The organism is Fibrobacter sp. UWCM, assembly GCF_900129735.1.
GTDB lineage: Bacteria > Fibrobacterota > Fibrobacteria > Fibrobacterales > Fibrobacteraceae > Fibrobacter.
The window spans coordinates 201,020-214,319 of record NZ_FQWR01000002.1 but is presented as its reverse complement, the minus strand read 5'-3'; the positions used below and the strand labels follow the sequence as shown (position 1 = coordinate 214,319).

Below are 13,300 nucleotides of genomic sequence, written 5' to 3'. Positions count from 1 at the left end.
GCAGGGAATCTCGTTCAGGAGTATCTGAAGATTAAGCGTTTTTTACGGAGTCACCTTCACGCGGAGGAAGGTCTTGCCCTGCTTCACAAGGTAGATGCCCGTATTCTTGAACTTCGCCTTGATGGCAGATGCAACCGTAGAACCGGCCGGCACATCAATTGCGCCAAGAGAGCGACCCTGCATGTCGAACACCATGAACTGACCATCCATAGTCGCGAGAGCCTGGGTCATGAACGGGAGAGCATCCGTAGCGCTACTGCTGCGGCCCCAGTTCCACCCGCCACGGCTAGAGCTGGATTTAACACTGCCGCTGGAGCTGGACTTGACTATAGAAGAACTGGACTTCGGAGCCTCGTACTTGTCGGTCATGTCGAAGTAGGTGTAGTCCACGGAACCCGTAGCATTGCCACCCGCTTCGGTCATGAGCATCACTTCGGTCACGTTACCGAACTTGAGCGAAGCAGATCCACCGCCCTTCGAACCGCGAAGCTGCTTCTGCTGGCCGGTGAAGAGTTCATCCCACTTCTTGAAGTGGGCAGAAATGTCGATATGGCCACACTGACGCGGAGTCTCGCGAATGCTGAAGAACTGCACGAACGTAGAAGTGCCCGACTTGGAGGGTTCCTGCTGGCGGAGGAACGCATGGATGGAGTACTTGGCGCCATCCACCGTGATTTCGCCGAACTTTTCACCCACATACTGTTCGTTCGGCTTACTGAACCAGTCGTCCACGATGTAGTATTCGGTTTCCGGATTCTTGGTCCAACCATACACGCCGATGTAGCCGTAAGAGGCGTTACCTGTCTTGGTGTACTTGTAATCGACTGCAAAATTCTTCGACTTGTGGTCGATTCCGTTGCCGTTGTACTGGTAACCCACGCGAGTCAGGTAGTCGCTAGAGCCACTCCAGTTGGCCTTGAACGTACCGTTGTTATAGTAGGTCATCGAGGCGTTACCACCCTGATACCACTGTTCGTAGCCCCAGGGTGTTCCACTAATGGAGCCAACCTTGTTGCCGCTCACATTGTTGCCATTGCCAGGATGGCCCATATCTGTGGCCTTGCAAACATCAGTCACAACCGTCTGGCCACCACCCTGAGAAGAGCTAGACTTTGCCACAGATGAGCTGGACTTCGGCGCAGAACCGCTAGAAGTCGGCGACGACGTGGCATTGTCGACCATATTGAAGTAAGTGTAGTCCACGGAACCCGTAGCATTGCCACCCGCTTCGGTCATGAGCATCACTTCGGTCACGTTACCGAACTTGAGCGAAGCAGATCCACCGCCCTTCGAACCGCGAAGCTGCTTCTGCTGGCCGGTGAAGAGTTCATCCCACTTCTTGAAGTGGGCAGAAATGTCGATATGGCCACACTGACGCGGAGTCTCGCGAATGCTGAAGAACTGCACGAACGTAGAAGTGCCCGACTTGGAGGGTTCCTGCTGGCGGAGGAAGGCGTGTATGGAGTACTTGGCGCCATCCACCGTGATTTCGCCGAACTTTTCACCCACATACTGTTCGCTCGGCTTACTGAACCAGTCGTCCACGATGTAGTATTCCGTTTCCGGGTTCTTGGTCCAGCCGTAAACGCCGATGTAACCGTACTGGGCGTTACCGCTCTTGGTGTACTTGTAGTCGACCGCAAAGTTCTTTGTTTTGTGGCTGATGCCGTTGCCGTTGTACTGGTAGCCCACGCGAGTCAGGTAGTCGCTAGAACCACTCCAGTTGGCCTTGAACGTACCATTGCTGTAGTAGGTCATCGAGGCGTTGCCACCCTGATACCACTGTTCGTAGCCCCAAGGGGTCCCATTGATAGAACCCACCCTGTTGCCGCTCACTTGTGAGCCGTTTCCTGTATGACCCATGTTGTCGTTGCAGGCATCAGCAGCGAAAGCCGATACCGCTAACCCCAGCGTCATGGCAAGGCCGATACCGGCCAAAGAACATTTCTTCATAATTACTCCTATAAAGAATCGATGCGATCCCTTATCTGTAATTTATATTGAAAACGTTCTTTTCTTTTACACAAGATATACAAAGCGTTGTTGTAAATTTCAACGCCGAATTTGTCAAAATTCGGGCAGTTTTTGTAAACTTATTTCACGACAAAAGGCGCCCGGAGGCGCCTTTGTTAATATATGTTATATGTATTGCCGGAGCTATTCTTCGGCGGGAGCTTCCGGAGCGGCATCAGCGGGGTCGACCTTCTCGACGGAATCATCATCGACTTCCACGCCCTGCACATGGTCGAAGGTTTCCTTCGCCTCGGCGCTATCCTGTTCGATGTCTTCGACGCTCGGGAGCGCGGTGGCGTCTTGCACCATGTCGCCGTCACGCAGGCTAATCGCCTTCACGCCCTGGGCATTGCGGCCCGTGAGGCGGATGGAATCGGCCTTGATGCGGATAACCTGGCCTTCCTTACTCGTGATAATCAGGTCGTAATCGTCGGCAACGCTATCCACGAACACGGCCGGGCCAATCTTGTCGGTAACGTTGAGGTTCTTCACGCCCTTGCTTCCGCGCTTGGTAACGCGGTAGGTGCCCGGTTCACTGCGCTTGCCGTAGCCCTTCTCGGTAATGGTAAGCACCTTGTTGCCTTCCTTGAGCCACAGGAGCGAAATGACCTCGTCTCCTTCGGCAAGCTTGATACCGCGAACACCATGCGTACCGCGGCCCATCGGGCGGAAGCACGTAATCGGGAACGTGACAGCCTGGCCGTTGCGGGTCGCAAGCATAAGCAGGTCCTTCGGAATCGGGCGGCCTTCGAGATCGTCGGCATCATCCGCTTCAGGAACCTCTGTCTCAGGCCCTTCGGCAAGCTCAGTGGCCTGATCGTCGCCCGCACTGAGCGAGGCCTTGTATTCCTCTTCGCTCATGCCCACGAGCTGCACCTTCACGAGTTCGTCACCCTCGTCGAGGGTAATGGCGTTCACGCCGGCCTTGCGCGGGCGGCTGAACAGCGTAAGGTCCATCTTGTTGATGATACCCTTCTTGGTCGCAAACACGAGGCAGAAGAAACCGCCGAACTTGCGCACAGGCACAATGGCCTGCACCTTTTCGCCTTCGGTGAGGCCCACGAAGTTCACAATCGGGCGGCCCTTGCCGTTGCGCGTGCCTTCGGGCAGGCGGTAGACCTTCGTCCAGTAGGCACGGCCCTTGTTGGTAAACACGAGCAGGTAACTGTGCGTGCTTGCCGTAAAGATCTGGTCCACGTCGTCTTCTTCCTTGAGGCCGGCACCGATAATGCCCTTGCCGCCACGGCTCTGGGTCTTGAAGGTGTCAATCGGGAGGCGCTTGATGTAGCCTTCCTTGCTCAAGGTAATCACCTGTTCCTCTTCGGCAATCAGGTCTTCGTAGTCGCTGTCGTCCACAGATTCGCCGATGGTGGTGCGGCGTTCGTCACCGAACTTGTCCACCACTTCGTCAAGGCGCTTGAGGATAATCGCAATGCGGCGTTCGCGCTTGGCGAGGATATCTTCGAGGTCGGCAACCGTCGCGATGAGCTCGTTGTATTCCGCTTCCAGTTTTTCGAGGTTGAGGCCCGTCAACTGGGCAAGTCGCATGTCGACAATCGCCTGCGACTGGATTTCGTCGAGGCTGAAACGTTCCTGCAAGTTCTGCTTCGCGATTTCGGTCGTCTTGCTCGACTTGATAATCTGCACGACCTCGTCGATGTTCTGGGTCGCAATGCGCAGGCCTTCGATAATGTGGAGGCGGGCCTTCGCCTTCTTCAGGTCGAACTGCGTAGCGCGGGTCACCACGTCCATACGGTGGTCAATGTAGATCTGCACCAAGTCCTTGAGGGTCAACAACTTAGGCAAGTTGTTCACGAGAGCCAGATTGTAGATGCTGAAGGTGGTCTGCAACTGCGTGTACTTGAACAGGTTGTTGAGGACAACCTCGCCCACCGCATCGCGCCTGAGTTCAATCACGATGCGGACATCCTTCGCAGATTCATCGCGGATGTCGGTGATGCCGTCCACGCGCTTTTCGCGAACAAGGTCCGCAATTTTTTTGCAGAGTTCGGACTTGTTCACCATGTACGGGATTTCCGTCACGATGATGCGCGGCTTGCCCTTGGAATCAATCTCGATGTCGGTACGGGCGCGCACACGCACGCGGCCGTGACCCGTGAGGTAGGCATCGCGGATACCCGCACGCCCGCAAATGATTGCACCCGTCGGGAAGTCCGGACCGGAAACGTACTGCAAGAGTTCTTCGCCCGTAATTTCCGGGTTTTCTGCCACCGCGTGGATAGCGTTCGCGATTTCGCGCAGGTTGTGCGGGGCCATCGAGGTTGCCATACCCACGGCGATACCCGTAGTACCGTTCACGAGCATGTTCGGGAGCACGGACGGGAGCACCAGCGGTTCGTCGAGGGTTTCGTCGAAGTTCGGGCCCATGTCCACGGTGTCCTTCTCGAGGTCTTCGAGCATCAGGGCGCCCATGTTGTTCATCTTCGCTTCGGTGTAACGCATTGCGGCGGCACCGTCGCCGTCGATGTTACCGAAGTTACCCTGACCGAACACCAGCGGGTAACGCAGCGAGAAATCTTGCGCCATGCGGACGAGAGTCTCGTAAACAGCGGAGTCGCCATGCGGGTGGTACTTACCAATCACGTCGCCCACGATACGCGCGCTCTTCACCGTCGGCTTGTTGGGCACCACGCCCAGCTTGTGCATACTGAACATCACGCGACGGTGCACCGGCTTGAAGCCGTCTCGTGCGTCCGGGAGCGCACGCGCCACAATGACGCTCATGGAGTAGCGGAGATAGCAATCCTGCATGTCCTTTTCGATAAGGCTCTTGAACTGCGTTCCTGGTACCAATTCTTCTGACATTCGTTATCCTCTTGGTGATTAGCCGTTTCCGGCCAACATCTCGTTTATCTTTTTCAAACTTTCTTCGTCGGTCTGGTCGATGCGGTGCGGCGTAACCGTCGCGTAGCCCTGGTGGAGCAGGTAATCGTCCGTACAGTCGGGCTGCCTGTCCCAGAGTTTTTCGCCATCGAGCTGCCACAGGCGGCCTTCGTTCGTGTAGTGGTCCGTAAACATGCCGCACGCCATACATGCAGGCCTAACGCCCTTGAATCCGTCAACATGAGCCTTCGGGAAGTTCACGTTCCAGAACACTCCCGCGGGGATATTCCTGAACATTCCCTCGCGCACGACCCGCACGGCAAAATCAATCGATTCCTGCAAAAGCGCATCGCCGCCATGCAGCGAGAGGGCTATTCCCGGAACACTCCAGAGGGCAGCCTCGCGCGCTCCGGCGACCGTGCCCGAATAAAGCGCGGACACGCCCGAATTCTCGCCGATGTTTACGCCCGAAAAGCACACGTCGAACTTACCCGGACCGGCCCCCTCGGTTTGTTCCAGGCCAAAAGCGGCATAGTGCCCGAGGGCAAACTTCACGCAATCGGCAGGGGTCCCATCGACCGAAAACACCCTATAATCGCCCGCAGAATGGCATTCCTCGATACAGAGCGGGCGACGCAACGTAAATGCGTGAGAAACGCCGCTCTGTTCCGTTTGCGGGGCAAACACGAAAACCTCCCCACAGGGAGCAAGAGCACGCGCCAAAGCGTGCATATTCGCGCTATTCACCCCATCGTCGTTCGTGATGAGGATACGCGGTTTTCGAGGGCTTTGCATACAGCCCGAAATATAGAAAAATCCCCAAAAATATAAGGAAAATGAAAGAAATTTCACCCCGAAAAAAAGCCCGTTTTCGAAGGCCGAAAAACACCCCTATTCAAGCGTTTTAAACAACGAATCCAGGCGTTCCGAAAGCTGCTTTGCGCCCTCACGACCGAGATGGTCGGTATTGAACGCCATGCTCGATTTGTAGTCGTGATTACCCATCTTGTTTTCATCCAGGAACAGCACGTCCAGCGCCTTCGCGCGCTCCAGAAGTTCCTGCGCTACCGAGCGGCGCACCCCATAAACACCATACGCGCCCGTTTTCGCATAGCGCGGATTTTGCGGTGTCACGAGCAGCACGACTTCTATACCACGGGCACGAGCCTCCCCTACCAGTTTTTCGAGCGTAGCCATGTTGTTTACGACAGCGGGCAAATCCAGGCGGAACAGTGTAGAATCGTTCGATACCGAAGGTTCACCCCAGCCACCCGAGGGCAACAGAAATTCATCGAAACTGTAGGGCAACATCTGGCCGGGCCGTGCCTTATACGATTTTTCAACAAGCATTTCAAAGCCCTTCGGGAGCGAATCCACCCAAAAACCGTGAGATTCGTCGTACCTGAGCCCCGGGGAATTCTCGTAAATCGAGTTCCACGACGAATTCTCGGTCACCCACATGAAATCCGGCGAGAATTCAAGTACCAGGAACCGGAGTTTTGGCAAATGGCTGAACACGTAATGCTCCGTCAGGAATTCCATTCCGAAAATGTCTCCCGAAGAAAAAGCCATGTTTAGGAGATTTTCCGATTGCACGTAAGATGCGTTCACGCCGAACATCGCCCTCGAGGACCCGAGCACCACTGCCGTAACGCTATCGCGGGATTTCCAGAAATATTCCATCTTTACACGCAATTCCAGCCCGTAGAATTCCATCTGCGGCGTGAAATAAACTCCCGCGCTATCGATATCCAAATCGGGATTGACGACCGCACGATCATACGCATTGACCCATACGGCGGGGTGCCAGAGTTCCTCGCCGCACAACATTTCGAGCACATTGCCCGTGAATGCGTTCAAGGCAACCACCTTGCGATGCGCGCCATCGACATCCACCAGTGTCGCCACCACAAGGGAATCTGCACCGTATATCCATTCTGTATGGTCGAAAGTGTAGGGTGCAGGAGCCTTCGTAAAACGTTCCAGCGTTCCCGTACTATCGGCATAAAGAATCACCTCGTGCGTCGCGTAGTCTTCCCCCACAAACTTGCGGCCCGTCGTTCCCGCAAAATCCAGGAAGAGGGTTCGTTTCGACTTATCGTGCGAAAGGCTTGCATTGCACGCCTGTTCGCCGTTGTACCAGAGCGTATCATGCCCAGAAACGCGGGCGCGCAGGAGTCTCGCTCCGCTCACGGCAAGTTTTCCATCCCGGCTTATACCCCCGTGGTACGCGCCATCGAACAATTTCTCGGGCTCACCGAACTTGCCATCCGAAAAACGAACCTGCCACGTGCTCGCCTGCCTAAACGCAGATTCATCCTTGTTGTTGCCTGCATCGGTCACGAAAACAACCACCGTATCGCCCGATTCAAGCACGCGCCATCGGGGAATCGCCGCATTTTCCACATCGAGCTTTACGAGCCCCGAACCTATAGAATCAAGCGTTCGTACATACACGCTTGACTTGCCCGATACACCTTCAAGCCCCGTGCAGAAAGCAACGCGGTTCCCGTCGGGCGATATATCCGGATGGTACACTTCTATAGAATCGTCAATTTCTACCACGCGTGGATTATCGCCCGAATAGTCCACGAAGGCGAGGTTTCCCGTTTCGTCATCGCGGAACGCGATTTTTACTTTATTCGTACCCAACTCATGACGCATATCCATCGAATTTGCCAAAATCGACACGATGATGCTTTTCTGCTGTCCATCTCTGTTCAACCACATCGGACTCCTTATCGGGCCAAACGCTAGCCTAAACCCCACATACTCCGCCTTCGAAACAGACGTGACCGTGTAGATGTCGCCACGGGAATACAGATGCATCGATGCGGCAGAATTCCTGTAGCTTCCGCCCTTCACGACACGCTCGCCAAGCACACCACCATCAATCCCGCCGACATAATCCGCAACCGGTTCCTTACGGAACGGCACATACCAGTCGTTTACCCATTCCATCACGTTGCCCGCCATGTCACAGACCCCATTACCATCGATAAACGCGCTGCAGACCTCATGTGCACGGTAATCAGAATTGTCCGCATTCCAGCCCGAATCGGGCTTCCACCCACCACTTGCCGCATACACCCATTCCGCTTCCGTGGGAAGGCGATACGCGCTTACCGTCGGCAGGAACACGAGCCCCTCCAGATTCACACACGAGCCCTCGTTATCGAACGTGGCCCCGGTGTAGGTATAGGCCGTATCGAACCCTTCGGCAACACTCCGGCGGTTGGCATACAAGACGGCATCGTAGTAAGTGACGTTTACCGCAGGGAGCGAATCTCCGCAGTCCTTGCCCATTTCGGCGCAGGTAACCTCGCGCTTACCGATAAAGTAATCGTAATCGAACGACACCTGCATCGCAGGCCGCGCATGCGCAAGAGCGTTAGAGTCGTCCGTCCCCAGGGTAACGGATTCACCGAGTGCGTAAACCGGCACCATGCTGGCAAGGTCGAACGAATCCAGCAGGGACTTGCGGGCAGCCCCTTCCCGCTCACCAGAAGCGCTTGCGGAATTCGAACACGCCCCAAGCACCACGAACGCAGCAAACAGCAGAAAAACCAACACCCCTTTCACCGCAATCACTCCATCTGTCTTAGCACGTAATAGACACGCGATGTAAGAATCGCAGAACCCACGTAGTTGATGTGGTCGTAATCAAACCCTACTTCGAGCGGATAATCGTGGTCGCCCATCTTGTTCTCGTCAAGGAACCTGAAATAGTCCTCGCGAGCATCGTATGCATGAATTTTTTCGAAGAATTCCTTCGCCTGGCTGCGTCTGAGCCCGTAGCGCCCGTAAGCTCCCGTTTTCTTGTAGCAGGGGCATAGCGGGGCAGTCACACCCAGAACCTTCACTCCACGGTCCTTCGCCATGTTCACGAGGTTCACGAGCATTTCCAGTTCCTGGTCAAGCGTTTTCGAAAGGTCGCTATCCGTGGTATCGTTCACGATTTCCGTCGACGACAAATCCTTGTCCCAGCCATGTTCCCCGATAAGCTGAATCCACCCACGATAAGGGGCAGCATTGTTGTAATCGTTGTCCGCGCGGAAGTTGTTATCCACCATCTGTACAAATTCATCGCTCACGCCCTCCTTCCAAAAACCGTGATAGGCATCGTAGGCAAAGCCGGGCACGTACTTGATATTGTTGTCGATATTCCATTCCGTATCATCAATCCACCACATATCAGGGTCAATCCCGACCACAACGAATTTCAGGTTCGGGGAATGTGGCAACACATAGTTCGAGAACATGTAGTACGAAGCGTTCATGTCGCAGGGGACCGTTCCGAAATTGAACACGTAGTAATCTTCCATCTGCATGGGGTTCACGCCAAACAACATGCGGGAATTACCAAACACAACAACCTCAATGGAATCGTGGTTGTGCCAGAACATGTGCATCTTGCCGGCCAACACGTGATTTTCCTTGCCCTCCACAAAGTAGAGACCGGCACTGTCCGGATTGAGCGATGACTCGCCCGAAACATCCATCGGCAAAGCCCAGAAGGCGGGGTGCCAGATTTCTTCGCCTTCAAGGAGAACGACTGACTTGCCACTGTACGAATCAACCATCGCGATACGGGCATGCCTGCCGTTTGCATCGGTAAGCGAGGCGACAAACATGTGGTTTGTCCCCTGCATCCATTCGGTATGGTCAAAGGCATAGCCCTCGGGAGCCATCACGTAGCGCACCAAGCGACCCGCACTATCCGCCACGAAGGCGACCTCGTGCGCACCGTAGGATTTCCCTACAAAGTCAGTACCCGTACGCGAGGCAAAATCCAGGAACAGCGTCTGTTTGGAATTGTCCTTACTGAGCGAAGCATTGCACGCCTGTTCGCCGTTGTACCAAACGGTATCGACCCCCGCCACGCGCGCACGCAATAATCTCGCACCACTTACCGCAAAGGAATTGCCATCGCTCACGCCTCCGTGATAAGCACCGCCGAATAATTTTTCGGGCGTACCGAACTTTCCTTTCGAAAAGCGAACCTGCCACGTACTCGCCTGCTTAAATACAGATTCGTCCTTGTTGTTGCCCGCATCGGTTACGTAAACAATCACCGTATCGCCCGATTCAAGCACGCGCCATCGGGGAATCGCCGCATTTTCCACATCAAGCTTCACAAGCCCCGAGCCTATGGAATCCAGCGAACGCACATACACGCTAGACTTACCACGAACGCCTTCAAGGCCCGTGCAGAACGCCACCCAGTTTCCATCGGGTGAAATATCCGGATGGTAAACATTGAGCGTATCCTCAATTTCGGTCACCACGGAACCACCCTGAGTATAGTCCACAAACGCAAGGTTGCCCGTTTCGTCGTTACGGAACGCAAGTTTCGCCTTGAACGTGCCCGCCCACCTGCGGATATCCATCGCCCCCGCAAGCACCGACACTACCGAATTCACCTGCTTGCCATCCTTGCCCAACCATACCGGAGATTCGATTGCACCGAACGCAAGCCTGAACCCGACGTAATCAGACTGCGATGCAGATGTGACCGTGTAGATGTCACCTCGCGAATAACGGTTAATCGAGCCAACGGCGTTCCTGTAACTGCCACCTTTCACGACCCGTTCCCCGAGTGTCCCGCCATCAGGGGCTCCTACGAAATTGCGGACTGTCGTATCGCGCAAGGGCGTAAACCAGTCGTTCACCCATTCCATCACGTTGCCCGCCATGTCACACAGGCTATCCTCGCCAACAAACGACGTGCACACGTTCTGCAGTTCAAAACCGGAATTGCCGTTGTGCCAGCCTTTCTCCGGATTCCAGTTGCGTTCCGCCGCATAGACCCACTCCGCCTCTGTCGGCAATCGGTACGCCATCACCGAAGGCGAAAACACCAGCCCGTCCAGATTCATGCACGAACCGAACGCGTCGAATGTAGCCCCGGTATAACTGTACGCCGTATCGAAGCCTTCCTCAATACTGCGCTTGTTGGCATAAAGCACCGCATCGAAATAAGTAACCCTCGTTGCAGGCAGAGAGTCCTCGCAGGGGCGGCCCATTTCGGCACAAGTAATCTCGTGGGTCCCGATAAAAAAGTCGTAATCAAAAACAACGCGCATCGAAGGGCGGTCCTTCAGCGACGCAGACGAATTGTCCGTCCCGATAGAAACCTTCTTCCCGAATGAACGGACGAGCGACATATCCTTGAGTTCAAAGGAATCGAGCGGAGAAATCCTGTTTTGTTCTTCGCGTTCCCATTCAGAAACGGAATTGGAACAGGAACACAAAAAGCAAAGACAAAAAACAACAAACGGAACTAAAAAACGCATACCCTAAAATATACAAAGAATAGGGGCAACAAAGCAGGCGAACACACACACCGCGCTCCCATTTTTTCTAGTTTATTCCCCGATGTATACGGAACCGAAATTCCTCGCGATGAAAGAGACATCCAAGGCCAAGCGCATGGCGGAACTCCTGCGCGTCATCATCTTGCAACTGGGCGACGACGTGCCCCGCGCTAGGCGTGAATACGAGACATACGCCGGATGGATGAAACTCCCCGAAGCAGAATGCCTCACGGGCAAGAACCAGGCGCAGATGATTGACCTGTACAAGACATTCCGCACGCGGGCGGGCCTCGGGTTCGAACGCGATGTTTACCTAGAGCAGGAACCGGGGGACCGCGATGTCGCGAACGAAAAACCGATACAGTTTGCCGTGCTGGTACATAACCTGAGGAGCGCCTTCAACGTAGGTTCCATCATCAGGAGCACGGACTGCTTCGGGCTCGAAGGAGTCCACCTGAGCGGCTACAGCTGCGGGCCCGACCACGTGACCGTCAAGAGCGCTGCCCGCGGGTGCCAGGAATGGATTCCCATCAAGCGCTGGGACAGCCCCTTCGACTGCGTCAAGTGGCACAAGGAAAACGGCTACGAGATTATTGCGCTCGAAACCGGCGAAAATATCCCGAGCATAAACGATGTCAAGTGGCCCGAAAAAGGCCTGATTATCCTCGGGAACGAAGAACTGGGAATTGCCCCCGAACTGATGGCAGAGGCGACCATGAAGGTGACCATCCCGATGGCTGGCCGCAAGGCGAGCATGAACGTCGCCGGTGCGTTCGCCATTATGGCATTCTGCCTACGGAGCCGTTGCGGCAGGGGCTGACGATTTCTCGTTGTTCAACGCCTTCACCGCTTCGGTCAGACGGTCAATGGCCTGAATAAGTTCATCCATCTTGGCTTCGCTCACGCCACCCGCAACGGCGGCACCGACCGCAGCCTGGGCCGCAGTCTCGACAGCCTTTGTCGCTCCGGTCGCTGAGCCTGTCGAAGCGTTCACCGGCACCTTGCCGAACCAAATATCGGGCCAGCGGTCGTTACCCGTGTGGTAGGTAATGCGGGTCGCCGTCTCTACCGGTTCGCCAATCTTCCAGATATATAGTTCGTAGTCGAACAAGTCGTGGTCGTGGCCCTTGTCGGTAGCACCCCACACGAGCCACTTACCATCGGGCGAAAGACGCGGGAAGTATTCGTGACTACGGCGGCCGGGCAAGTCCATCAACTTCACGTTCTTCGGGATGCCGAAGAAACCGACCTTCTCGATCTGCTTGCCGTCCTTGGCAGAGAACCACAAAATTTCGCTCGGGGCGGCCGTGCCGCCGTTACCCGTCGGGTTCACGCGGTAAATCTTGCTTCCGTCGAAGTTCCAGTCAATCTGGCAACCGTCGCCGGACTTGGTCCACTGGGCCTTTTCCAGGTCCCACACACCCGTCTCACGCATGGAACCGCGAAGCGTAATCGCCAAATACTTGCCATCGGGGCTCATGTTCGGTTCCTGCAGAATCACGCCAGACTTCTTGAAGGCGGCCTCGCCATCCAGAATCATCTTTTCAGCCTTGCTAGCGAGGTCCATCGTAAAGACCTTCCCTGCGCGGCTAAACACGATGGACTTGCCATCGGGCCTCCAGGTGCCCCATGTGGCGTTGTCCACCACCTTGCGGGCGTTCTCGCCAGAGATGTCGACCATCCACAGGTCCCACTTTTCAGGATAGTTCGCGTCGTTCTCGGGAACCCAGCCGCCCTTGCTGCGGTTAAACATCACCGTGGCGCCATCCGGAGAAATCCTCGGGAACCAGTCCACATTATCGCCCTGCGTCAAGGCACGCGGGTTCGTGCCGTCGGCATTCATAATCCAGATATCGTGATGCGAGTTTGCACGGCTCGTCGCCCAGACAATCGCCCCTTCGAGTTTTCCCTTCAAGGCATTGAGGGCTTTCTGCTCATCTGCAGTCGGGTCAACGGCAGCCCCTGTCGGGGCGCCCTGCTGGGCAAAAACAGAAGTTGCAGCAAATGCCGCACAGGCGCAAATCTTCACAATCTTATTCATGCCCTAAAAATACGAAAAAAAAAGGCGCCCGCCTTTACGGCAAGCGCATTTTTTCTTTGGAATCGGCAAAATTCCTAAGCAAGTA

General features: G+C 55.2%; 7 protein-coding genes. 1 reads left to right on the top strand and 6 read right to left on the bottom strand.

Annotation, left to right across the window (positions count from 1 at the left end; all coding sequences use genetic code 11):
* Positions 1-42: 42 nt before the first annotated feature.
* The 5 genes from BUB22_RS02310 to BUB22_RS02290 form a co-directional block, all read right to left on the bottom strand.
* Positions 43-1,953, bottom strand: a complete 1,911-nt coding sequence (locus BUB22_RS02310; RefSeq protein ID WP_083535341.1) for a glycoside hydrolase family 11 protein — start codon at positions 1,951-1,953, stop codon at positions 43-45.
* Between the two features lie 204 nt (positions 1,954-2,157).
* Positions 2,158-4,839, bottom strand: a complete 2,682-nt coding sequence (gyrA, locus tag BUB22_RS02305; RefSeq protein WP_073113749.1) for a DNA gyrase subunit A — start codon at positions 4,837-4,839, stop codon at positions 2,158-2,160.
* A gap of 18 nt (positions 4,840-4,857) precedes the next feature.
* Positions 4,858-5,652 carry a 5'/3'-nucleotidase SurE gene (surE, locus tag BUB22_RS02300; protein WP_073113748.1) on the bottom strand — a complete coding sequence of 265 codons (795 nt, stop codon included), beginning with the start codon at positions 5,650-5,652 and terminating at the stop codon, positions 4,858-4,860.
* 96 nt (positions 5,653-5,748) lie between these two features.
* Positions 5,749-8,439, bottom strand: a complete 2,691-nt coding sequence (locus BUB22_RS02295; protein ID WP_073113801.1) for a TIGR02171 family lipoprotein — start codon at positions 8,437-8,439, stop codon at positions 5,749-5,751.
* Positions 8,440-8,444: 5 nt separating this feature from the next.
* A complete protein-coding gene (locus tag BUB22_RS02290; protein WP_073113747.1) occupies positions 8,445-11,153 on the bottom strand; it encodes a TIGR02171 family lipoprotein in 2,709 nt (902 codons plus the stop codon).
* A gap of 109 nt (positions 11,154-11,262) precedes the next feature.
* Between BUB22_RS02290 and BUB22_RS02285 the strand changes: the two genes are divergently transcribed.
* Positions 11,263-11,994, top strand: coding sequence for a TrmH family RNA methyltransferase (locus tag BUB22_RS02285; protein ID WP_254794596.1), 732 nt, complete (start codon positions 11,263-11,265; stop codon positions 11,992-11,994).
* Here the strand turns inward: BUB22_RS02285 and BUB22_RS02280 are convergent.
* The gene (locus tag BUB22_RS02280; RefSeq protein ID WP_073113745.1) at positions 11,968-13,215 is read right to left on the bottom strand and encodes a TolB-like translocation protein; all 1,248 of its coding nucleotides are present in this window, start codon (positions 13,213-13,215) and stop codon (positions 11,968-11,970) included. The two genes, BUB22_RS02285 and BUB22_RS02280, sit on opposite strands and share 27 nt — an antisense overlap.
* Positions 13,216-13,300: the final 85 nt, after the last annotated feature.